23 protein-coding genes and 1 pseudogene are annotated in these 21,940 nt (G+C 75.6%); 13 read left to right on the forward strand and 11 right to left on the reverse strand.

The window, feature by feature from the left end:
* Positions 1 to 15: 15 nt before the first annotated feature.
* Positions 16 to 954, reverse strand: a complete 939-nt coding sequence (locus CLV92_RS11800) for a GlxA family transcriptional regulator (protein ID WP_211291067.1) — start codon at positions 952 to 954, stop codon at positions 16 to 18.
* An 84-nt stretch (positions 955 to 1,038) separates the two neighbouring features.
* Here CLV92_RS11800 and CLV92_RS11805 point away from each other — a divergent pair, with 84 nt between their 5' ends.
* The gene (locus tag CLV92_RS11805) at positions 1,039 to 1,641 is read left to right on the forward strand and encodes a DJ-1/PfpI family protein (protein WP_104433009.1); all 603 of its coding nucleotides are present in this window, start codon (positions 1,039 to 1,041) and stop codon (positions 1,639 to 1,641) included.
* Positions 1,642 to 1,664: 23 nt separating this feature from the next.
* On the opposite strand, the gene CLV92_RS11810 is transcribed toward CLV92_RS11805, so the two are convergent.
* On the reverse strand, positions 1,665 to 2,447 hold the full coding sequence (locus tag CLV92_RS11810) for a methyltransferase domain-containing protein (protein ID WP_104433010.1): 783 nt from the start codon (positions 2,445 to 2,447) through the stop codon (positions 1,665 to 1,667).
* Positions 2,444 to 3,568 (reverse strand): DUF4037 domain-containing protein, encoded by a 1,125-nt coding sequence (locus CLV92_RS11815; RefSeq protein WP_104433073.1) that lies wholly within the window; start codon positions 3,566 to 3,568, stop codon positions 2,444 to 2,446. Before CLV92_RS11815 ends, CLV92_RS11810 begins: the two co-directional genes overlap by 4 nt.
* 132 nt (positions 3,569 to 3,700) lie before the next feature.
* Here CLV92_RS11815 and CLV92_RS21425 point away from each other — a divergent pair, with 132 nt between their 5' ends.
* Both CLV92_RS21425 and CLV92_RS11830 read left to right on the forward strand, forming a co-directional pair.
* Entirely contained in the window at positions 3,701 to 4,174 is a 474-nt protein-coding gene (locus CLV92_RS21425; RefSeq protein ID WP_104433011.1) for a hypothetical protein, read from the forward strand.
* 253 nt (positions 4,175 to 4,427) lie between these two features.
* A complete protein-coding gene (locus CLV92_RS11830) occupies positions 4,428 to 5,042 on the forward strand; it encodes a GDSL-type esterase/lipase family protein (protein WP_104433012.1) in 615 nt (204 codons plus the stop codon).
* A 240-nt stretch (positions 5,043 to 5,282) separates the two neighbouring features.
* Here CLV92_RS11830 and CLV92_RS11835 read toward each other — a convergent pair whose 3' ends face one another.
* The 4 genes from CLV92_RS11835 to CLV92_RS11850 all read right to left on the reverse strand — a co-directional run bounded on the left by CLV92_RS11835 (position 5,283) and on the right by CLV92_RS11850 (position 9,600).
* A complete protein-coding gene (locus tag CLV92_RS11835; protein WP_104433013.1) occupies positions 5,283 to 6,719 on the reverse strand; it encodes an Nramp family divalent metal transporter in 1,437 nt (478 codons plus the stop codon).
* A gap of 148 nt (positions 6,720 to 6,867) precedes the next feature.
* A complete protein-coding gene (locus CLV92_RS11840) occupies positions 6,868 to 7,857 on the reverse strand; it encodes an LLM class F420-dependent oxidoreductase (protein ID WP_104433014.1) in 990 nt (329 codons plus the stop codon).
* Positions 7,858 to 7,937: 80 nt separating this feature from the next.
* Complete coding sequence (locus tag CLV92_RS11845; protein ID WP_158257211.1) at positions 7,938 to 8,969, reverse strand: site-specific integrase; 1,032 nt, start codon at positions 8,967 to 8,969, stop codon at positions 7,938 to 7,940.
* 115 nt (positions 8,970 to 9,084) lie between these two features.
* The gene (locus tag CLV92_RS11850; RefSeq protein WP_146099503.1) at positions 9,085 to 9,600 is read right to left on the reverse strand and encodes a hypothetical protein; all 516 of its coding nucleotides are present in this window, start codon (positions 9,598 to 9,600) and stop codon (positions 9,085 to 9,087) included.
* Between the two features lie 150 nt (positions 9,601 to 9,750).
* On the opposite strand from CLV92_RS11850, the gene CLV92_RS11855 reads away from it, so the two are divergent.
* Positions 9,751 to 10,674 carry a LysR family transcriptional regulator gene (locus CLV92_RS11855; protein WP_146099504.1) on the forward strand — a complete coding sequence of 308 codons (924 nt, stop codon included), beginning with the start codon at positions 9,751 to 9,753 and terminating at the stop codon, positions 10,672 to 10,674.
* Between the two features lie 109 nt (positions 10,675 to 10,783).
* Here the strand turns inward: CLV92_RS11855 and CLV92_RS11860 are convergent, their stop codons facing one another.
* On the reverse strand, positions 10,784 to 11,212 hold the full coding sequence (locus tag CLV92_RS11860) for an RNA-binding S4 domain-containing protein (RefSeq protein WP_104433018.1): 429 nt from the start codon (positions 11,210 to 11,212) through the stop codon (positions 10,784 to 10,786).
* Between the two features lie 199 nt (positions 11,213 to 11,411).
* Between CLV92_RS11860 and CLV92_RS21960 the strand changes: the two genes are divergently transcribed.
* Positions 11,412 to 11,924 (forward strand): hypothetical protein, encoded by a 513-nt coding sequence (locus CLV92_RS21960; RefSeq protein WP_211291068.1) that lies wholly within the window; start codon positions 11,412 to 11,414, stop codon positions 11,922 to 11,924.
* 72 nt (positions 11,925 to 11,996) lie between these two features.
* Here the strand turns inward: CLV92_RS21960 and CLV92_RS11870 are convergent, their stop codons facing one another.
* Entirely contained in the window at positions 11,997 to 12,776 is a 780-nt protein-coding gene (locus CLV92_RS11870) for a sporulation protein (protein WP_104433019.1), read from the reverse strand.
* Positions 12,777 to 12,880: 104 nt separating this feature from the next.
* Entirely contained in the window at positions 12,881 to 13,807 is a 927-nt protein-coding gene (locus tag CLV92_RS11875) for a matrixin family metalloprotease (protein ID WP_158257212.1), read from the reverse strand.
* Positions 13,808 to 14,038: 231 nt separating this feature from the next.
* Here CLV92_RS11875 and CLV92_RS11880 point away from each other — a divergent pair, with 231 nt between their 5' ends.
* The 6 genes and pseudogenes from CLV92_RS11880 to CLV92_RS11895 all read left to right on the forward strand — a co-directional run bounded on the left by CLV92_RS11880 (position 14,039) and on the right by CLV92_RS11895 (position 19,447).
* Complete coding sequence (locus CLV92_RS11880) at positions 14,039 to 14,746, forward strand: cation efflux transmembrane domain-containing protein (protein WP_245886739.1); 708 nt, start codon at positions 14,039 to 14,041, stop codon at positions 14,744 to 14,746.
* 156 nt (positions 14,747 to 14,902) lie between these two features.
* On the forward strand, positions 14,903 to 15,079 hold the full coding sequence (locus CLV92_RS21430; protein ID WP_158257213.1) for a zinc finger domain-containing protein: 177 nt from the start codon (positions 14,903 to 14,905) through the stop codon (positions 15,077 to 15,079).
* A gap of 130 nt (positions 15,080 to 15,209) precedes the next feature.
* Positions 15,210 to 16,159, forward strand: a pseudogene (locus CLV92_RS11885) (CapA family protein).
* A 114-nt stretch (positions 16,160 to 16,273) separates the two neighbouring features.
* Positions 16,274 to 16,585, forward strand: coding sequence for a hypothetical protein (locus tag CLV92_RS21435; RefSeq protein WP_158257214.1), 312 nt, complete (start codon positions 16,274 to 16,276; stop codon positions 16,583 to 16,585).
* 385 nt (positions 16,586 to 16,970) lie between these two features.
* Entirely contained in the window at positions 16,971 to 17,963 is a 993-nt protein-coding gene (locus tag CLV92_RS21440; RefSeq protein WP_158257215.1) for a YihY/virulence factor BrkB family protein, read from the forward strand.
* Positions 17,960 to 19,447, forward strand: coding sequence for a phosphatase PAP2 family protein (locus CLV92_RS11895; RefSeq protein WP_158257216.1), 1,488 nt, complete (start codon positions 17,960 to 17,962; stop codon positions 19,445 to 19,447). Before CLV92_RS21440 ends, CLV92_RS11895 begins: the two co-directional genes overlap by 4 nt.
* A gap of 66 nt (positions 19,448 to 19,513) precedes the next feature.
* Here the strand turns inward: CLV92_RS11895 and CLV92_RS11900 are convergent, their stop codons facing one another.
* Positions 19,514 to 20,317, reverse strand: a complete 804-nt coding sequence (locus CLV92_RS11900; protein WP_104433024.1) for an LGFP repeat-containing protein — start codon at positions 20,315 to 20,317, stop codon at positions 19,514 to 19,516.
* A 246-nt stretch (positions 20,318 to 20,563) separates the two neighbouring features.
* Between CLV92_RS11900 and CLV92_RS11905 the strand changes: the two genes are divergently transcribed.
* Together CLV92_RS11905 and CLV92_RS11910 are read left to right on the forward strand one after the other, a co-directional pair.
* Positions 20,564 to 20,971 (forward strand): hypothetical protein, encoded by a 408-nt coding sequence (locus CLV92_RS11905; protein ID WP_104433025.1) that lies wholly within the window; start codon positions 20,564 to 20,566, stop codon positions 20,969 to 20,971.
* A gap of 146 nt (positions 20,972 to 21,117) precedes the next feature.
* A complete protein-coding gene (locus tag CLV92_RS11910; protein ID WP_104433026.1) occupies positions 21,118 to 21,927 on the forward strand; it encodes an alpha/beta fold hydrolase in 810 nt (269 codons plus the stop codon).
* Positions 21,928 to 21,940 lie beyond the last annotated feature (13 nt).

The following is a 21,940-nucleotide window of genomic DNA, read 5'->3' on the forward strand; positions in this document are numbered from 1 at the left end:
CCCGGGGCGGCTGCCTCAGCCGCGGCCGAAGCCGCGCCGGTAGCCGCTGGGGGTCGTGCCCAGCTCCTGCCGGAAGCGCGCGCGCAGGTTCGCCGCGCTGCCCAGGCCGCTGCGCCCGGCGACCTCCTCCACGCTCAGCGCCGTGCTCTCCAGCAGCTCCCGCGCCCAGGCCAGGCGCGCGCCGAGCAGCCACTGCCGCGGCGTGCTGCCCGTCTCGGCGCCGAAGCGGCGGGCGAAGGTGCGGGGGGAGACGCAGGCGTGGCGGGCCAGCGCCTCCACGGTCAGCTCCTCCGCCAGCCGCTGCAGCGCCCACTGCCGGGTGGCCTCCAGCGACGTGCCCGGCGCCCGGGCGACGGGCGCGCTGAGGTACTGCCGCTGCCCGCCCTCCCGGTGCGGGGCGGCGACGATGCTGCGGGCGACGTCGTTGGCGGCGCCCGCCCCGTGGTCGCGGCGCACGAGGTGCAGGCACAGGTCGATGCCCGCCGAGACCCCCGCCGACGTCAGCACGCGCCCCTCGTCGACGTAGAGGGCGTCCGGTTCCACCCGCACCGCCGGGTGCGCCTCGGCCAGCGCCTGCGCGTGCGCCCAGTGGGTGGTGGCCCGCCGCCCGTCCAGCAACCCCGTCGCGGCCAGCGCGAAGGCGCCCGTGCAGATGGAGACCACCCGCCCCCCGGCCTCGTGCACCGCGCGCAGCGCCGCGGGCACCTGCGCGGGCACGGGGGCGTCGGCCGGGGCGTAGCCGGGCACGATCACGGTGTCGGCGTCGCGCACGGCCTCCAGGCCCGCCGGCACCAGGAACGAGAACCCCGACGCCGAGGCCACCTCCCCGGGCCGCACCCCGCACATCGACAGCGCGTAGCCCAGCCGGGGGTAGCGGGAGAACACCTGCGCGGGGATGCCCGCGTCCAGCGGCAGCACGCCGTCGAGGAGCAGGACCGCCACGCGATGGGGCACACTCGCACCCTAGTGGCAGGAAAGTTGCGCAGCGCGTCCCGACTGCCACTGGTCCGGGCGGCCGGGGCCCAGCACGCTGACGCCATGAGCACCGCGACCCCGCGCACCATCGGCATCGTCCTCTTCGACGACGTGGAGGAGCTCGACGCCGTCGGCCCCTACGAGGTCCTGGCCTACTGGACCCGGCAGTTCCCCGAGGACGGCTACGCCGTGACCTGCCTCTCCCGCGACGGGCGCCCCGTCACCGCCGCCAAGGGCTTCGTCCTCGGCGCCCACACCTCCTTCGCCGACGCCGACCGCCTCGACGTCCTCCTGCACCCCGGCGGCTCGGGCACCCGCCCCCTGCTGCGCGACCCCGACCACCTCGACCTCGTGCGCTCCTGGAGCGCCGCCGCCACCCTCACCACCAGCGTCTGCACCGGCTCCCTCGTCCTCGCCGCCGCGGGCCTGCTCAAGGGCCGGCCCGCCACCACCCACCACGGCTGCCTGGACGAGCTCGCCGCCCTCGACGACAGCATCGACGTCCGCCCGCGGCAGCGCTTCGTCGACGACGGCGACGTCATCACCTCCGCCGGGGTCTCCGCCGGCATCGACATGGCCCTGCACCTCGTCGCCCGCCTCGCCGGTCCCGAGCGCGCCCGCGCCACCCGCCACGGCATCCAGTACGACCCCGAGCCCCCCGTCTGAACCGCCCGCGCGGGCCGCGCCGGTCAACCGGGCCGGCGGGCCACCGCGAACACCCGCCGGTACGGCAGCACCGTCCCGAACCCCTCCTGCGGGTACGCCACCCGCAGCAGCGCCCCGTACTCCGCGCAGAACTCCTCCTGCTCCGCCTCCTCCAGCACGCTCAGCACCGGCCGCAGCGCCGTGCCCCGCATCCACCCCAGCACCGCGTCCGGGCCCGCGAGGACGTGCAGATACGTCGTCTCCCACACGTCCACCGCCGCCCCGGTCGCGGCCAGCACCCGCAGGTACTCCACCGGTTCCGCGCTGCCCGCCTCCGCCGGCCCGTCCAGCCGCCGCGCCCACCGCGGCGACGAGCACACCCGCCGCAGCAGCGCGTGCGTCGGCGCGGCGAAGTTCGCCGGCACCTGGACCGCCAGCTCACCCCCGGCGGCCAGCATCGACACCAGCCGCGGCAGCAGCTCCAGGTGCCCGGGGATCCACTGCAGCACCGCATTGGAGACGAGCACGTCCACCGGCGCGGCCGGCTCCCACTCGCGCGCGTCCCCCGCCACGTACTCCACCCGCTCGTGCGCGGCGTCGCGGCGGGCCCGCTCCAGCATCTCCGCGGAGCTGTCGACGCCGACGACCCGGGCGCCCGGCCAGCGCCGTGCCAGCACCACCGTCAGGTTGCCCGCCCCGCAGCCCAGGTCCACCACGGCGCCCGGCCGCTCCGCCGCCACCCGCGCCAGCAGGTCGGCGAACGGGCGGGACCGCTCCCCGGCGTGGCGCAGGTACACCTCCGGGTCCCAGCGCGTTCCCTCCGTCACGGTCCCACCCCTTCCACCGCAGCCTCGACCCCAACCCCGTCCCGTGCCCGCTCGTCGGCCCCGTCGCGGTACAGCGCGCGCAGCCGCAGGCAGGCGGCGGGGGAGCCGAACAGGTCCGTGCTGTCGGCCACCTGGTCCACCGAGCCCAGCAGCGGCAGGGCCCGCAGCGCCGGCTCCGTCACCGCCTCCCGGCACGCGGCGGCGAAGCGGTCGGCGTCCAGCACCCGCGCCGGGCGCTCGTGGAAGCCGCGCACCCGCGGATCCAGCTCCTCCGCGAGGCTCGTCGCGTTCTGCCGCCGCGCCAGCGCCTCGTACGCCGCGCAGAGGGCCTCCTCCCGCCCGCCCGCGTCCACCGCCCGCACCGCGCGGCGCAGGTGCCCGTCGAGGCCGTCGGCGTGCTCCAGCCGACCGAACGCCGTGCCCAGCCACTTGAAGTACGGCGCGTACCGCCCGGCCAGCAGCAGCGCCAGCCGCATCGCCTCGCGCACCAGCCGCGCCGCCACCACCGCCGACCCCAGCTCGTCGCCCACCTCCGCGGTGCGCTGCACGAACGGCTCCTCCTGCGCCAGCCGCCGCCACTGGCACGCCAGCAACCAGCGGTGCACGTCGTCGGGGAACCACGCCAGCGCCGCGCGGGCCCGCGCCACCTCCCCGCCCGGGTCCGCGAACACCGCCCCCGCCACCACCTCCAGGAGCCGCTGCTGCGGAACCAGCAACCAGTCCCGCCACGACATCGCCTGCGGATCGGCGAACCCGATCTGCCGCTCCAGCCACCCCGGCCACGTCGTCACCTCGACCTGCGAGCGGGGCCGCATTCCGTCCCACCCGAAGCGCACCTCCCGGCCGCGGTAGCGCTGCGGCAACCCCGCCTCCACCAGGGCGGCGGCACGCTCGACGTCACCGGCGGCGACGAACACCTGCAGCCGCGGCCCCCAGCCGTGGTCGGTGGAACGCGGCGTGTCGTAGCCCAGCACGTCCGAGCCCCACCCCAGCAGGGCGCTCGCGTGCGGCACGTCCGCGAGCAGGGGGGAGACGACCTCGCGCGCGAACCCGGCGGCCAGCTCCAGCCCGGGCGTGAACGGCTGCCCCGGGGCTCGGGACGTCGGCGTCGGCTCCTGCACCCGCCCGACGCTACCGGCCGGCGCCGCTGCGGCCGGGCTGCTCACCCGCCGGGTGCCACCGGCCCCCACGTCGTTGCCGGCCGCGCATGCCCGGAGGACGCCGGCAGCATCGGGCTGGGGCTCGCCGGAGCGGTGCTGGCGCCACGGCTGGCCGCTCCCGGTGCCTGCGGACGCGGCGGCACCCCGAGCGCGCTGGTGCGCCTGACGGCGCTGGACCTGTGGGGCGGCGCGTGGTGCAACAACACCCCCGCGGCGGCGCGCTGGTACCACCGCCTGTGGCAGGGAGCGCGCCGGCGTCTGCTCTTCTGCGCCGCGCACCTGCACCCTTTCGCCGTCGCCTGGCTCGACGGTGAGCGGGCTGGGCGGCTGCGGTGGACTCGCGCCTGCGTCCAGTACGGCTACCTGCTGCTGGCGGCCACGGCGATCGAGGGCGCTCCCGGCCCGCGCTCCCGCCGGGTCCTCGGTGTGTCGGCGACGGCGGGCGGGTGGTGCCCGACCGGGCGCTGGGCCCGTCGCCGAGCGCGCCGTGGTTCGCGCCGGGCTGCTTCACCAAGCTGCTCGCCGGTCATGCAGCGGGCGCGGCACAGCTCCCGGTCGATCCCCTGAGGCGAGGAGCGGAGGTGCTGCCCCGTGAGAGGGCCGGGGTTCGCTGCGTTCGCCGGCACTCGACCACCAGGTACCCCGGCGCTGCTCCCGTTCCGGGGCTGCTGACGAGTCTGGGGCTGCTCCTCTTCCGGGGCTGCTGACGGGTCTGCGGGACACCACCACGACGTCGTCGGACCTGAGCGGGGGACCGGCCAGTGGCCCTTCACCGCGGTGCTCGGCGCAGACCGCGACCGGATCGGCTTGACTGGGGTCGATGCCCCTCCACCTCGCCCTCCTCGGTGACTCCCTCGCCCACGGCACCGGCGCCACCCGCGCCACCGATGCGCTCGGACCACGCCTGGCCACCGCGCTGACCGCGGCCGGGGTGCCCGCGGAGAGCAGGGTGTTCGCCGTGCCCGGCGCGCTCAGCGACGCCCTGGCGAGGCAGGTCACCGCCGCCGTCGCCTGGCGCCCCGGCGTGGCCCTCGTCGTGATCGGCGGCAACGACGTCAGGGGCCTGGTCCCCCCGGAGCGGGCCGCCGCAGCGCTGGCGCAGGCCGTGCGGGCGCTGCGCACCGCCGGCGCCGCGGTCGTCGTCGTCCCCGCACCCGACCTCAGCGTCGTGTCCCACGTGCCCCCCGCCCTGCAGGACCTCGTCCGGGCCGCCAGCGCCGCGATGCGGTCGGCGCAGAGCGCGGCGGCGGCCGCCGAGGGGGCCCGCATCGCCGACCCCGGCCCGCGCGCGGCCGCGGCGTTCGCCTCCGACCCGGGTCTCTTCAGCGCCGACCGCTTCCACCCGTCCAGCGCGGGGTACGCGCTGATCGCGGAGGCGGTGCTGCCGGTGGTGCGCGCCGCCGCCACCGACGTGCTGAGCCGCCGGGGGGACTGAACCGCCGGCGGAGCGGAGACGGAATCTCCCCGGGCCCCTGCGAACCCCGACCACCTGGGCGTGACCACCGTGATGGCCCTGCGGCGCCCGGCAGCGAGAGGATGCGGCCATGAGGTCGACCGGGGGAGCGCCGAGGCAGGGTGACGACGGCCGCACCTGACCTCCCACTGATCCGGGCGTCGCCGCTGCGCTCCCCGCGCCGGACCGGGTTCCCGCGACCCGGTCCGGCGCGCGCCGGGATCAGCCGCCGAACAGCTTCGAGAGCTGCTGGTCGAACGTCAGCGCCGACAGGGTCCCGAAGAGCAGCACCGCCCACACCAGCATCCCCACCCGCAGCGCACCGGGGCGGATCTGGCGGGGGAGGACCTTGCGGTTGAGCAGGATGAGCAGCCCCGAGTAGATGAACATCATGAAGCCGCCCACCACGGCGGAGATGACCAGCAGCGCCAACGGCTGCGCGAAGCCCACCAGCAGCACGAGGCAGCCGAAGAGGACCAGGCCCCACACCAGCGCGAAGTACACCTTGCTCTCGGAGGTGTTGCGCAGGTAGCCGACCCGCAGCACGTCCGCGCCGAGGCGGCTGGTGTAGTCCACGATGCCCAGCGCCGCGGCGAAGAGGGAGATGACGCCGATGACCCAGAACAGGGTGCCGAACCAGTCGCCGACGTTCTCCTTCAGCGCCTGTCCCTCGGCCTGCACGAAGGAGATGTCGCTGGCCAGGTCCGGGTTGCCGAAGACGGTGCCGTAGGCCAGCAGGGACGTGAAGAAGATGGTGACGAACGTGATGGCCACGAACGTCACCAGCTGCTCGATGTTGGCGACCTTCCACCACCGCTGCCAGCGGCTCATGTTCTCCGCGTCCGGCTCGAACACGTAGCCCGTCGTGGGCGCCGCCTCCGGCTTGCCGGTGATGGGGCTGACGATGCGGGGCACGTAGGCGCCCATGCCGAAGCCCTTGTCCCGGATCCAGTTGCTCTGGCAGAGGTTCTGCCCGCCCCCGGCGCCCGCGAACGCCAGCGCCCCGAGCAGCAGGGCGAAGCCGAGTTCCTCGACGGGGATGCGGGCGTCGGTGACGACGGTGGAGACGTCGCCCCAGGTGCCGGAGTCGATGGCGAACGTCGCCCCGATGACGATGAGCAGCAGCACCGCCGCCACCTTGAACATCTCGATCTTCTCGAGCGCCACGTAGACCACGGGGGCCAGGGTGAGCGTGACGCCGATGAGCACCAGCATCCCGATGGCGATGGGTGTCACGCTTCCGCCGACGAGGTAGGTCAGCAGCGTCGCCGAACTGGTCACCCAGCCGGGCCACAGGTTGGCGAAGTACGCCATGAGCGCGAACACGAGACCCCAGTGCCGGCCCAGCCTGCTGAACCCCGTCAGCACCGTCTCACCCGTGGCGAGGGTGTAGCGCTCGATCTCCATGTTGATGAAGAACTGGGTGACCAGTCCCACGAGCGCCGCCCACACGAAGACCAGGCCGACCTGGGAGGCGATGAAGGGGTAGATGATGAACTCGCCGCTGGCCAGTCCCACGCCCGCGGCGACGATGCCGGGGCCGATGATGGGGCCGATGCGCGTCGGAGCGGGGGGCAGGTCCCGCAACTGCGGCGCTGGTAGGTGCTTGCTGGCGAAGCGTTGGGCGACGGACCCTTCTGCGTGCCCGGCTTGGGACATGACGTCCTCCTCGACGTGAGACCTCCCGGCAGCGTGCGAGTGCGTTGCGCACGCTACTCCGCGTCACCGCTCGCGCCAACGAGGCGCGGACAGCGGCGTGCCCCCGCCGCGCAGGGCGACGGGGGCACACCGGGGGCCCGACGGAGCCTCAGCGCAGCGCCGGTGCCACCTCGCGGGCGAACAGCTCGATGCCGGAGGTGTCGTAGGCGGCCTCGGCGAAGTACGTGATGGCGTACGTCATGCCGAGCCCCGCCATGTGCCGCAAGACCTCCACGACCTGCTCGGGCGTTCCCACCGCCGGGCCGCTGCGCAGGCTCTCGACGGTCTCGGCGAGCTTGTCGGCCGGCAGGTGCGGGCGCAGCCGCTCCTCGATCCCGCGCAGCCGCTCCTCCACCTCGGCGGCGTCGCGACCGATGACCACGTTGTAGTTCGCCGAGCGCACGATGGAGTCGTAGTCCGTGCCGAGGTCGCGGCAGTGCCCGGCCAGCACCTCGCTCTTGTGCGCGAACACCTCCGGCGTGCCGTCGAAGTTGGTGTAGGAGGCGTACTTCGCGGCCGTGCGCAGCGTCTTGCGCTCCCCGCCGCCGGCGATCCACAGCGGGATGCCGCCCGGCTGCAGCGGGAGCGGCTGCACGATGGCACCGTCCACGGTGTAGTGCTTCCCGTGGACGGTGGCGGTGCCCGTCGTCCACGCCTGGCGCATCACCTCCACCCCCTCCTCCAGCGCCCGCAGCCGCTCGCCGGCGGAGGGGAACCCGTAGCCGTAGGCGCGCCACTCGTGCTCGTACCAGCCGGCCCCGATGCCCATCTCGGTGCGGCCGCCGGAGACGACGTCGACGGTGGCGGCGACCTTGGCCAGGTAGGCGGGGTTGCGGTACGCCATGCACGTGCACATCTGACCCAGCCGCACCCGGGAGGTGCTGGCGGCGAACGCGGCCATCAGCGTCCACGCCTCGTGGGTGGCCTGGTCGGTGGGCACGGGGACGGTGTGGAAGTGGTCGTAGACCCAGATCGACTCCCACACGGGGTCCTCGTCGGCGAGCCGGGCCAGGGACGACATCACCTCCCACTGCCGCTGCGGTGCGATGCCGACGAGGTCGTGACGCCAGCCCTGGGGGACGAACAAGCCGAAGCGCATGGCCCGACCCTAGGACCGGCCCGGGTGGGGGACCAGTGCTGAGCCGCGCAGACAGCCCGCCCCGGTGCTCGCTGCGGGGGTCAGAGGCCCACGTGGGCGGCGGGGTTGTCGACCTCGGGGCCGCTGCCGCGCACGCACGCGCTCAGCGCGAGCGTCGATCGGTGCCCGGTCTGGCGCATCACCGAGCGGTCCGGCAGGCCCGCCTGCACGGCCGCGGTCGCGAACCCGGCGCGCAGGCTGTGCCCGGAGAACATCCGCGGGTCCAGGCCGGCGTCCTCGGCGCGCCGCTTGATCATCCTTGCGATGGACTGCCCGGAGAGCCTGCGCTGCTTCAGGCTCGCCCCGCCCTTGGTCACCGAGAGGAACGCGGGGCCTGAACCCAGCCCTGCCGCCTCGGCCCACGCCTGCCATGACCGCACCGGGCAGGTCGCGCGCCGGGTGCCGTGGGGCAGCACGACCGTTCGCCCGCCGTCCTCGGCGGCCGCGGGGGTGGCGTGGACGGCGACGCGCAACCCCTCCTCCGCGACCTCGACGTCGGCCACGTCCAGGCCGCTGAGCTCGCTGCGGCGCAGTGCCCCGGCGAACCCCATCACGAGCAGTGCCCGGTCGCGGCGGTCGAGGAGGGAGTCCCCCAGGGGGGCGACGATCTCAGCGAGCACGGAGGTGACGATCGGATCCACCCGCCGCACCGGCGAGACGGGCCCCAGGGTGCGGCGCATCCCGGCCCACGTGAGGCGCACCGTCTGCGTCTCGGTGGGGGAGGGAACTCCCAGGACGCGGTGGGCGACGCTCAGGGCGGCGAGCCGGCGCTGCAGGGTGGCGAGGCTGAGTTCCTCGCAGCAGCCGAGGAGGTATGACGTCACCGTGGCGGGTTCGGCGGGCAGGGGCGTCGCACCCGTGTCGGCGCACCAAGCGGCGAAGTGGGCGAGGTCGGATCCGTAGGCGCGCCAGGTGGTCTCGGACCGCCCCGTGCGGTGCCCGGCGGGGAGGGTGCGCATCCACTCCTGCAGGGCAGGGGGTTCCAGCGACGGCGGGGGCGGCGCGGGGGCGAGGTCGACCAGCGCCAGCTCCGCGCCGGTGCGCCCGTACAGGTCGAGCTGCGGTTCCGCCATGGTTCCACCATACGTCGTATTCATGCTTATCGGTACTCAGGGACCGATGCCGATCGGGTCGCCGTCGCGACCCGACGCGAGAGATGCGCAGAACCAGCCCAGACCGGGAGGGGGCTCATCTGTCCAGGGGCGCGGGGGGTTCGAGCCGGGCCGCGGGCAGATCGGGCAGCGCCGCGGGCAGGCGGCTGTCGCGGGCGAAGAGGAAGCGGTCGTTGATGCTGCGGACGTGCTCGCGGGCGACGTCTTCCAGGGGGTGGCCGGGGCACATGGCGGCGAACTCGTCGAGGAGGGTCGCGATGGTGAGGACCTCCCCGACGGTGAGGAGGGCGACGCGGTCCTTGGCGATGTCGCAGCGCACGTGCCCGGGGCGGGGGAGGTGGAGCCGGCCCTCGTCGTCGCGCACCGCGAAGGGGCCGGACTCGCCGGTGTCGCCGGTGAACGTCCAGACGCCTTCGAGGCGGGTTCCGTCGGGGTAGACGAAGCGGACGCGGTCGCCGGAGCTGGGGGTGGAGTGGTCCCCGAGCTGGCGCAGCATCGTCGACAGCGCTTCGCGGGCCTCGTCCCGTTCGCGGCCCTTCGGGGCGGCGGTGCGACGGGTCTGGCGCGAGGTGGGGCGCGGCACGGTGGACACGGGCAGCAGCGTGGCGGGCGGGAGTGGTGGACGGGGCGGTGACACGCCGAGGCGCGGTTCGACGTCCGGATCGTGCATGCTTCGACGGTCATACCTGGGTGGTCCGGCACGTGGCCCTCGGCGGCACGACGGGCATGTCGGAGACCTCGAGTGAACTTGCAACGGCTGCGGTACTTCCTCGTCCTGGCCGAGGAGCTGCACTTCACCCGCGCCGCGCAGCGCCTCTTCATGGACCAGTCCACTCTCTCCGCCGCGATCCGGCACCTGGAGCGCGACCTGGGCGTCAGGCTCTTCGAGCGCACCAGCCGCCGCGTGGCCCTCAGCGCGGCCGGGCAGGCGCTGCTCCCCGAAGCCCAGCGACTGCTCGCGGCCGGGGAGCGCTTCGCCGCCGTGGCCGGCCAGGTGGACCGGCACGCTCCTCGCCACGGCCTGGTCCTCGGCCTGTACTACGGGGCGGTGGCCGCGGGGGAGCTGACCGGCCCGATCGTGCACGCCTTCCGGGCTCAGCACCCCGATCTGGCGCTGGAGGTCCGAACGCTCACCGTCGAGGACCCCTGGGGGGTGCACCAGCCCGACCTCGACGTCGTCCTCGGCCGGGACGCGGGCCTGCCGGGCGACGCCGTCACGGAGCTGTTCCGCCTTCCCAAGGTGATCGCGCTGCCCGCGCACGACGAGCTCGCCGCGGCGCCGGCACCCACGCTCGCCGACGTCGTCGAACGGCGCTGGATCGACGTCGGGCCCTGGCCGGAGCCGGCTCGGGAGTTCATGGCGGAGTACGACCTGCGGGCCACGGGCATCGACGTCGCGCGCCAGGAGGTGCCGCTGCTGCCACCCGACGAGCGCTGGCGTCTGCTCGCCGAGCTCGGCCTCCTCGTCCTCGCCGACCGCACCACGACACCCACGCCGCCGCCGGGCATCGTCCTGCGGACCTTCCCGGAGGTGTCCCCGGCGCGCTTCGCCGTGTTCGACCGCCGCGAGGACAGCATCACCCGTGCCTTCGCCACCGTCGCCGAGGAGGTCAGCGGCACGCTGCTCCCGCTGGTGCCCGGTGCCCTGCCTGCCGGAGCCCCCTGAGGGGCTGCCCTCGCGGGATCCGCTGGACGACCACCTCGGTGGCGCGGTCTCCGGCCGGGGTCGGGGGCACTCCTCCTCGGGTGTGCGGGGCCTGCTGCGGGCTGTGCGCTCAGCGTCCGCGCATCCGGTCCAGTTCCCGGCGGTCGCGCTTGGTGGGGCGCCCGGCGCCGCGTTCGCGCACGGCGGCGACGGCGACGTGCTCGGGCGGGGGTGGAGCCGGGGTGCGGTCGACGTAGCAGCGCACGGCCACGGGGGCCCCGACGCGGCGTTCGAGGACGTGGGCGACCTCGACGATGCGTTCGAGGCCCTCCAGCCGCAGCCGCACCTCGTCGCCGGGGCGGACGGTGGCGGAGGCCTTGGCGCGGTCGCCGTTGAGGCGCACGTGCCCCGCGCGGCAGGCGTCGACGGCGAGGGCGCGGGTCCGGGTCAGCCGCACCGCCCACAGCCAGCGGTCGAGGCGGGTGCTGAGGGGGCCCTGCGGCAGGGCGGGGAGTGCGGCGGCGGGGGCCTCGGGGTCGCGGTCGGGGTCGGCCGTCATGGTCGCTGTCCTCCCTCCGCCGCGCCGGGCCGTCGTCGGCCGGGGTCTGCGGGCACCGTAGCCGAGCGGGCGCCGTCGGGCGCTGGGGACCGGGCGCGGCACCCGGAGAGCGGGGTGGTTGCGCCGAGCGGGTGAGAACGTCCACCACCCGGCGCACCCCCGGCTGCAGGTGGCGGCCGGAGCGGCCGAGGCATCGGGCATGGCGATGAACGAGGAGTTCGAGACGGAGGATGCGCCGGCCGAGGGGCCGCTGCGCACCCGGCCGCGCAACGGTGAGGGCGCGCAGACGGTGGCGCCGGTGCAGGCCTCGGCCTTGGAGCTGGCCATGGCGGCCCTGTTCGACCCGACGTCGGCTCCGGCGGAGGCGCTGGCGCCGCAGCGGGTGGCCCCCACGGCTCCGCTGGGCGGTGGGCTGCTGCCCAACCGCGGGCCGGTCGGCGACGACGTCGTCGAGGCGCCGGTCGTGGAGGCACCCGCGGTCCAGGCGCCCGTGGTGGAGGAGGTCGTGGTGCTGGCTCCCGAGCCCGTCGCGGCCACGGTGGCGGCCGTGGAGCCCGCCCCCGTGGTGGAGGAGGTCGTGGTGCCGGCACCCGTGGCGGCGCCCGTCGTCGAGGTCGTGGCGAAGCCGGTGGCCGAGCCCGTGGTCGCGGCGCAGGCGCCGGCGCAGCGGGGCTTCTTCGCCCGCCTGCTGGACAAGCTGCTGGGTCGCTGACCCGGCACCACCCCGGCGCCCTCCCGGTCCTCACCCCTGCGGGGGCGGGGACCGGGAGGGCGCCGTCGTCGTTCAGAACCAGCCGCGGCGCGCGCCCATCTGGCGGACCTGGGCGTCGAGGGAGGCGGCGAGGCGGGCGGGGTCGGTGTCGTGGTGGGAGAACCGCACCCGCGCGAGGGAGTCACGGCCCTCGGTGAACAGGCCGCCGCGGCGGTCGGCCTCGAGGACGACGTCGACGCCGCTGGGGTCGGCGAGGAAGGTGACCTCCAGTTCGTTGATGCGCCCGGCGAGGTGGCCAGGGGGCGCGAACTCGACCTCCTGGTAGAAGGGCAGGTCGCTGCCGGGCAGGCGGCCCTTCTCCACGTCCGCGCTCTTGAACCGGAAGCCGAGCCGGCCCAGGGCGTCGAGGACGGCGTGCTGCACGGGCAGCGGCTCGACGGTGACGGGGTCGAGGTCACCGGGGTCGAGGGCGCCGGCGATGTCGACCTGCGTCTGCACCCCGACCTTCATGCCGCGCAGCTGCCAGCCGCCGACCGCGGTGAGGGGGGCCTGCCAGGGGACCGCGAGCGCGAAGGCGATGCTGCGCCGCTCCCCGGGCTGGACGCTGAACCCGCCGGCGACGGGCTGGGTGGCGAAGCGGACGTCCTCGCGCCACTCGGAGTCGCCGGACTCGACCTCGACCGTGGCCTGCAGGGAGACGCGGACCTCGCGCACGTCCTGGGCGACCTTGCCGCCGGTCAGGTGCACGGTGCCGCGGACCTGTCCGCCCGGTGTGGTCACGGGGTGGTCGAGGATCGTCTCGACGTTCGCGCCGCCGACTCCCAGTCGGGCCATCATCCCGCGAAACGCCATGGTCTCGTCCTCCTCGCCGTCGGTGGGTGCTTCCGCATGCCCGACGAGCGGCGCCGCCTGCGGGTTCCCGCCGCTCGGACCCCGGCGGTGGGGACCCGCGGCCGTCAGAGGAGGGGACCGGCGGCGGTGCCGATCCGCCGCAGCCCCTCCAGGTCGCCGGCGGCGAACTGCGCCGGTTTGGCGGTGACGACCGGGAACATCATCTGCGCGGGGTCGTCGACGTGGCCGAGGCCGACGGCGTGGGCGATCTCGTGCATGAGGACGGCGCCGCGGCAGGCGCCGGTGCCGAAACCGGGCGGGAAGAGTTCCCGCACGGTGGAGTCGAGGACGACGATGGCGGTGGTGATGGCGGTGCGCCACGGCCCGTCGCCGTAGCGGACGCCCATGGTGCGCCACCCGCCGATGCCGACGGCGAGGGGCTCTGCGCCGGGGGGCAGGTCGCGGGGGACGGAGGAGGCGAGTTCGTCGGGGTCGAGCAGGTCGGAGCCGCCGCGCACGGTGCCGGGCTTGGCCCAGGCGATGGTCAGGGTGGGGCGGGCGGGGTGCCCGTCGTAGTCACCGGCCTGGGGGATGCGCTCGGTGGTGCCGGCGAACTCGAAGGTCAGGCCGCTGGCGCAGGAGACCCGCCACAGCGCCTCCTCCACGTCGTCCAGCGCCCAGCGCCCGGCCTGGTCGACGTTGACGGACACGGCGATGGGACGTTCCGGGTCGAAGCGGACGATGCTGCCGTCGGCGTTGGTGTGCAGGAGGAACCCCGGGCCGCTGACGGCCGCGGAGCCGGCGTCGGCGCCGGTGGCTGCGGGGGTGGTGCCGCGGACGCGCGCGCGCCGCGGGTGGTTGTAGTCGATGCCGGTGCGCGGTGCTCGCGGCGCGGGGGCCGGGTCGGGCACCGGACGCACCCTGGGCGCGCGGGTGTGGTCGAGACCGCCGGGCCTCGCGCCGGCTCCGGCGCCCGCGGCGTCGGCGGGCGCGGCCTGGCGCGGGACGGTGCCGCGGCGGGGGTGGCGGTAGTCGATGCGGGAGGTGCTCACCGGGGCGCGGGGCTTCCCGTGGCGCGCGCCCGGCGCGAGGGGGCGGGGCGGTGCCTGCTGGGGTGCCTGCTGGGGTGCACGGTGCCATGGTGGCGCGGTCGGGGCCGCTCGCGCCGGGAGTGCGCGGGGATGGGCTGGCGGGACCACTCCGGCGGCGCAATCCGCCCGCACCGACGCGCGCGGACGGGTCTCCCGCGACACTCAATACAGCATCGGATGTACTCTGCGGGGGTGGAGGTCCCCCTGCCCGCCGCGGCCACCCCGTCCCGCCGCGACGTCCTCGTCCGACGGGTCCGGCTGCTCGTCGCGGCCACCATCACCTACAACGTCGCCGAGGCCGCCGTCGCGCTGACCGCCGGCGCCGCCGCCTCCTCCACCGCCCTGATCGGCTTCGGGCTGGACTCCGTGGTGGAGGTCTGCTCCGCCGCCGCCGTCGCCTGGCAGTTCTCCGCACGCGAGGAGGCCGTGCGCCACGCCCGCGAACGCCGCACCCTGCGCCTCGTCGCGCTCTCCTTCTTCGCCCTCGCCGCCTACGTCGCCGTCGACGCCACCCGGGAGCTGCTGGGGGCGGGGGAGGCGGCCCCCTCCCCGGTCGGCATGGCGCTCGCCGCCCTGAGCCTGCTGGTGATGCCCGCGCTGTCCATGGCGCAGCGGCGGGCCGGCACGGAGCTGGGCTCGGCCTCCGCGGTGGCCGACTCCCGTCAGACGCTGCTGTGCGCGTGGCTGTCGGCGGCGCTGCTGGTCGGGTTGCTGCTCAACGCCACCCTCGGCTGGTCCTGGGCCGATCCCCTCGCGGCGCTGGTCATCGCGGCGGTCGCGGTGCGCGAGGGCCTCTCCGCCTGGCGCGGCGACGGCTGCTGCAACCCGGCCGCGGGCCTCGCCGCCCTGCGGGAGCCCGCGGCTCCCGGCGGCTGCTGCGGCGACGGCTGCCGCTGCTGACACCACCCGCCCCTCCGGCCCGTCCCGGGGGCGCCGGCACGGGCGGGACCCGGCCCCGGCAGCGCGGGCTCAGGCTCGCGGCGGTGGATGCCGATGCTGCAGGTGGGTCACCCGCCCGGCCCAGTGCACCGGCGAGACACTCACCGAGGAGCCGTCATGACCGTCACCGCCATCTCCCCCCAGGACGCCCGCGCGGCCGCCGCTCCCGCCCTGCGCGAGGAGTGCCCCACCTGCGCCGCCGACATCGGCGAGCGCTGCCGCCACGTCAGCACCGGCGTCCCGCTCAGCGGTGGAGTGCACCCCATGCGCATCGGGGCCCGCGCGCGCGGCTGAAGCACCCGAGGCGGCCGGCGCCGCACCCACCGCAGCACCGGCCCCCGCCACCGCCGGGCCCTCCCCGGCCGGCCCCGCGACGCCCGCCCCGCCCGCCCCAGCCTCCACCCCCACGGGGGAGGCGGTGACCGTGGCCTTCGGCGGCGACGTCCACTTCGAGGGGGTCAGCCCCCGAGCCCTCCAGCCCGGCGGCCTCGACGCCGTGGCGGAGATCCTCTCCGGCGCCGACCTCGCCGTCGTCACCCTCGAGACCGCCGTCACCGAACGCGGCGAGCCGGCGGACGAGGAGTACCTCTTCCGCGCGCCTCCGCGAGCCCTGAGCGCGCAGCGCGACGCGGGGGTCGACGTCGCCGGGACGGCCAACAACCACAGCCTCGACTACGGCCGCACCGGCATGAGCGACTCCTCGACGCCTCCGCCGCCACCGGCCTGCCCGTCATCGGCATCGGCCGCGACGCGCAGGAGGCGTACCGGCCGTGGGGGAGCGCCGTGCGCGGGCAGCGCATCGCCGTCCTGGCCGCCACCCAGGTCCTCGACTCCTCCCTCGCCGCCGCGTGGACGGCGGAGGAGGACGAGCCGGGCCTGGCCTCGGCCCAGCAGGGACGCGCACGCACGCGGCTGCTGCAGGCGGTGCGCGAGGCCCGGGCCTCGGCCGACTCCGTCCTCGTCCTCCTGCACTGGGGGCGGGAGTCCCGCCGGCGCCCACTGCCCGTCCAGCGGTCCCTCGCCGACGAGCTGATCGCAGCCGGCGTCGATGCGGTCGTCGGCTCCCAGGCCCACGCGCTGCTCGGCGCCGGCTGGAAGCACTCCGGCGGGCGCTCCGGCTACGTCGACTACGGCCTGGGCAACTTCGTCTCCTACAGCCGCAGGGCGCCGGCCACCAGCACGGGGGTGCTGGAGCTGACCCTCGGCGCGGACGGCTCCGTCAGCGCCGCCCGCTGGCACCCGGCGGTGATCCGCTCGGGCGTGCCGGTGCCGCTGACGGGGGAGGACGCATGGGCCGCCGCGGGCGCGAAGGAGTCCCTGCGCCGCCTCACCGACCTTCACCCCACCCCCGGGGGCGCCGCCACGACCTCCTGAGGAGGCCCGCCGGACGCCCTGGAGGGCGCCCCCGGCGGCGCGGCGGCGCCTCACCCTGGGCCGCGCCACGGGGGGCGCTCCTGCCAGACTGTTCCCATGACAACCTCGGGATGGGTGTCCGTACGCTGTCTGTTCCGCCTGCACTTCGGTGAGCAGCAGGTGTTCGAGGAGCGCATCACCCTGTGGCACGAGAACGACATGGACCGCGCCATCGCGCTGGCCGAGGCTGAGGCGCAGCGCTACGCGGAGTCCCAGGAGGCCGTGGAGTACATGGGCCTGGCGCAGGCGTACCTGCTCGACGACGAGCCCGGCCACGGCGCCGAGGTGTTCAGCCTCATGCGCACCAGCTCCCTCCACCCGAAGGACTACCTGGACACCTTCTTCGACACCGGCGGCGAACGGGTCGACGACAGCGCAGACGCCTGAACCTCCGACGCGGCGCGGGCCGGACTGGTCACCGGCCCGCGCCGCGTCCGCATCCTCCGCTCCCTCCTGCGGCAGCCCCGGCGGCGAACGGGTCGCCCCGGCTCGCACCCGGGGGCGCAGCGGCCGCCCGGGCCCGTCCACGCCTCCATCCCGCGGGCCCGTGCACCGGTCACACCGGCCTCGCGCGCCCGTGCCGCGCCGCCCCGAAGTCGGCGGCGAGTGCCCCGTTCGGCGCAGCGGCACCCCAGCGCACGTGTGGGGACGGCACGCGCCGGGCATCCCACGACGAACAGCGCACACCGGGTGCGCGACAGGCGACGGAAGGGCTGGACTTGCTGCAGCGGCACGGGGAAGCGGCCGCGGCCACGCCGGCGGGGTACCCGCGGTGAGCTCCGTCACGCAGGTCCCCGAACTCGCCCGCACCGGCATCGGGCGGCTCACCCCCCGCGACGCCTGGTGCACCGTCCGCCGCCACGGCGCGTGGCCCCTGCTGCGGGAGACGTTCACCCGCTTCCGCTACGGCGACGGCTTCTCCCACTCCCGCGCCCTGGGGTTCCAGCTCACCCTCGCCGCCATCCCGCTCGTGATCGCCGCGTTCGGGCTCATCACCTTCGTGGAGTTCGACGCCCTGCGCGTGGTGCTGCAGCGCACCATCCTCGCCCTCGTCCCGGGCGCCTCCCAGGACCTGGTCGTGCGGACCCTGGACACCTTCAGCTCCGAGAAGAAGGTCAACGTCCTCGCCCTCACCCTCGGCCTCGCGGCCGCCGTGACCGCCCTGTTCACCGCCATGGGCCAGGTGCAGCGCGGAGCGAACCGCATCTACGGCGTGCAGCGCGACGAACCGGCCCTGCGCAAGTACACCCGCGCCGCCGTCCTCGCCGTGCTCGCCGGCCTGCCCGCCATGGCGGGCTTCGTCCTCCTCGTCACCGGCGCGGCGTTCGCCTCCGCCGTGGAGGACGTCTACGGCCTCGACGACGACATCGTCGAGGCCGTCGCCTACCCCGCCGGCACGGTGCTGCTGCTGACCGCCCTCACCCTCGTCCTGCGCCACGGCCCCTGCCGCAAGCAGCCCTCGCACTCCCTCCTCGTCCTCGGCGGAGCGATCGCCATGGCCATGTGGCTGGGCCTGACCGCCCTCCTGGGCGCGTTCCTCGACTTGGCCGCCGGCATCGGCACCGTCTACGGGCCCCTGACGGGATTCATGGCGCTGCTGCTGTGGTCCCAGCTGACCTCCCTGGCCGTCTTCGTGGCCTTCGCGCTCTCCGCGGAACTCGAAGCCGCCTTCGTCGGGCAGCTGGACGCCGCCACCGACGACCCCAGCGACCACGCACACGAGACCGACCGGGGACCCCGGCGACGCGGAGAGGCGGACACGTGAACGCAGCAGGCACCGGTGGGGCAGCGCACTCCGCCCGGGACACGCCCGCCGAGCAGCCCCCCACCGCCGCAGCGCTGGGACGCTTCGAGCTGCGCGCGTTCCTCGGCGTGAGCGCCCTCGTCCTCGGCGCCCTGCCCTTCCTCGCCCTCCTGCTCCTCGTCCGGCAGCAGTGGGAGCCCCTGCAACGCGTCGACGAGGGGATCGCCGCCTGGCTCAACGGCCTCGTCGCCCCCCACCCCACGGCCGTCACCGTCCTCGAGCGCGTCACCGAACTCGGCGGCAGCGCCGAAGCCGGCTACGTCTTCGCCCTGGCCACCCTCACCCTCGCCGTGCAGCGCAAGTGGCGCCTCGTCGCCTACACCGCCACCACCGGCATCTGCCTCGCCGTCCTGGTGCCCCTCACCAAGCTCGCCGTCGGCAGGCAGCGCCCCGACGTCCCGCTCCCGGTGGCCGCCACCCCCAGCGACGCCAGCTTCCCCAGCGGGCACGCCATGACCGCCCTGGTCACCTGGAGCGTCGTCGCCCTCCTCCTCATGCCCGCCGTGCGGCGCCGCGCCCGCCCCTGGCTGCTCGCCGCAGCCGCCGCCATCGCCCTGATCGTCGGCCTCACCCGTCTCGCCCTCGGCGTGCACTTCACCTCCGACGTCCTGGCCGGCTGGGCCCTCGGCTCGGGAGTGGTCGCCGTGACCACCGCCACCTTCCAGACCTGGCGCCACCACGACGGCGATCCCCACCCCGTCCGCGAGGGCCTGCAGGAGACCGGGAGCAGCCACCACGACCGCCGCGCCACCCTGCCGCCGCTGCAGGCGCTCCTGCGGCTGGTCCTCGCGGGCATCGCCCTCGTCGGCCTCTTCACCGCCGTGGGCTTCTTCATCCTGCGCCACTCCGGGCCGGGGATCCTGCGCTGGGACGACGACGTCGTCGACCGCTTCGTCCAGGCGCGCACCCCCCAGCGCACGGAGATCGCCCTCATCGTCAGCGACCTGTCCGGAACGCCCACGATGATCCTGGCGACCCTCGCGATCGTCGTCCTCGGCCGCGCGCTCTCGGGGCGGTGGCGCGTCTCCTTCTTCGCCGTCGCCACCGTCACCGGGGAGACCCTCGTCTACTTCACCACCTCCAACCTGGTCGTCCGCGCCCGCCCGGACGTCCTCCAGCTGACCCCTGGTCCCGTCATCGGCTTCAGCTGGCCCTCCGGACACACCGCCGCGGCCGTCGCCCTCTACGGGACGATCGCCGTCCTCGTCCTCACCCGCACCCGAAGCCGGTGGCGCTGGGCGGTCCTGCTGCTGCCGGTGCTCATCCCGCCGATGGTCGGGGCCTCCCGCATCTACCTCGCAGCGCACCACCCCAGCGACGTGCTGGCAGGGCTCGTCCTCGGCTGGACGTGGGTGGCCATCAGCACCCACTACGCCCTGCAGCCGCGCGTCACCGCGCCCGTCCCACTGCCCCACGGCCCCGGCCAGCCCCACGCCTCCGGCTAGCCCCCACGGTCCCGGGGGAGGCACCGCCACCCCCGCCGGGCCTGCCCAGGCCGGCGCCGGAACCCGTCAGAACCCCAGGCCCGCGCGCCGCGGGACGACGATCGCACCACCGCCGGGGGACCAGGTGACGTAGCCGCCCTCGAAGTCGCTGCGCCGGCCCGAGGGCAGGTCGTACTCGTCGCTCACGGGATACCCCAGGACGCCGGCCTCCCAGCCGTGCCGCGCCCACGCGTCACGGATGGCACCGCGCACGAGGTGCGCGCCCGTCGCCGGCGACCAGTAGACCGACCCGCCCTCGAAGTGCGTGAACGCCCCGCGCGGCAGGGCAGTCTCGGAGGTTGTCGGGCACCCCAGCAACCCCGTCTCCCCGCCGGCGGACGCCCACGCGTCCCGGATCGCACCGCGCACCGCGTGGGCGCCGACGCCCGGGCACCAGAACACCGAACCGCCCTCGAACGCCTGGAAGGCCCCCGGGCGGGTCCGGGTCGGCTGCTCACCGGTGACGGGGAACCCCAGCCACGACGTCTCCCACCCCATGCCGGCCCAACGCTCGCGGATGAGACCCCGCACCTCCCACGCACCCGTGCCCGGCGACCAGTAGATCGACCCCCGCTCGAAGTGCGTGAAGCGGCCGTGCCGCGACGGGGTGGCCAGCTCGCACGTCACCGGCCGCCCCAGCACACCGATCGCACCGTCGAGGCGGTACCAGCGGTCCGCGATGGCCCCCTGCACGCTGCACCCGGGCGGCACGGGGGACTCGGGCGCGCTCGCGGCGCGGGATCCCGACGCCGCCGCCGGCACCGACACCACCGCGGCCGTCGCGAGGGACACCGCCGCGGCGCCCCGCCGCCTCCACGTTCGCGTCCGCATGTCGCATCCTCACGCTCGTCGGCGCGGGCACCTGGCTCGCCGGGGTTCGAGACTAGACCCGGACGACGCCGCCGGGCAGGGGCGCGCGACGTCGACCCGCCGCACCCGCCCGCCCGTTACGAGCCTGCCGTCTGGGAGGGGGAGGACCCCGACCGCCGCTCCTGCGGAGTCCGGCAGGGCGACGGGGTCCGCGGCTTCCCCGAGGAGCACTACGACCTGCTCGCGACGCTGCGCCTGGGCATCCGGGTGCGGCAACTGCTGGAGCTGCCGAGCCCCGACGGCTCCGACTGGCCGCAGCAGCTCCGGCACCTGGTGGCGGAGCGCCTCGTCGTCGTCGAGCCCACCCGGGACCCCCAGGTGCTCGACGGGCTGCTGCTGCGCTGCCTCTGCACCGACCCCGGCCCCACCGAGGACGGCAGCACCATCCACCGGGTCCGCTTCCCCGACGGGACGGAGAGCCCGCTCAGCAGGCACACCCTCGCCCTGATCGAGGAGTGCGACGAGGGCAAGTCCCTCGGCGCCACCGTCACCGAGATGCAGGAGCGGGGAGCTCCGCCGGGGCTCTTCCCGACGATGCTGAACCAGGACCTCCCCCGGCTCTTCCCCGGCGGCTACGCGTTCTTCGACTGGACGCCGACGGCATCGCGCACGTAGACGTCGAGGTGCCGGCACTCGAGGTGACCCCCGCCGGTGGAAGCGTGAGCAGTCGATGCTGCCGTCGCGCAGTCCGAGTCCAGGCGCGGGACCGGAGCTGGTCTACGGTCAGCCGCACCCGGACATCCACGGATCGGAGAGCCGACGTGCAGCGCCTGCAGGTGCACCGCGAGGACGTGACCCTGTCGTACCTGGACACCGGCGGTCCCGGGCCCGTGGTGGTTCTGCTGCACGGACTGGCCGGCAGCGCCCAGGAGCTGGCGGCCACCGCGGAGGCGCTCCGCGACGGCTACCGCGTCCTCGTGCCGGACCAGCGCGGTCACGGGCACAGCACCCGCCGCCCGGTCGACACCTCCCGCCGCGCCCACGTCGACGACGTCGTCGCCCTCATCACCGCCGCGGCCGGTGGCGGTCCCGTCTCGGTGGTGGGGCAGTCGATGGGGGCCCACACCGCGATGCTGCTCGCCGCACGGCATCCGCACCTGGTGCGACGCCTTGTGCTGCTGGAGGGCGGCGTCGGCGGTGGAGCGGAGGATCTGTCGGCGCAGCTCGGAGGCTGGTTCGCCGCCTGGCCGGTGCCGTTCCCGTCGCGGCAGGCGGCGGTGGAACACCTCGGTGGGACGCCGATCGCCGAGGCGTGGGCACAGGACCTGCAGGAACGCGACGGTGGGTTCTGGCCCCGATTCGACGCCGACGTGATGCAAGCGGCCATCGCGGCCGTGGCTGCGGCTCCGTGCTGGACGGAGTGGCAGCGGGTGCAGGCACCGACGCTGCTCGTGCAGGCGCAGCGCAGCATCCTCGACGCCGCGGAGATCGACCGGATGCTCGAGCTGCGACCTGGCACCGGCCACGTCGTCGTGCCCGACGCCGGTCACGACGTCCACCTGGACCAGCCCCAGGCGTGGACGCAGCTCCTGCGCGACTCCCTGGACGCCGGCGGTGGGCGAGCCGACTGACCGGTCCACGCTC

The organism is Kineococcus xinjiangensis, assembly GCF_002934625.1.
Classification (GTDB): domain Bacteria; phylum Actinomycetota; class Actinomycetes; order Actinomycetales; family Kineococcaceae; genus Kineococcus_A; species Kineococcus_A xinjiangensis.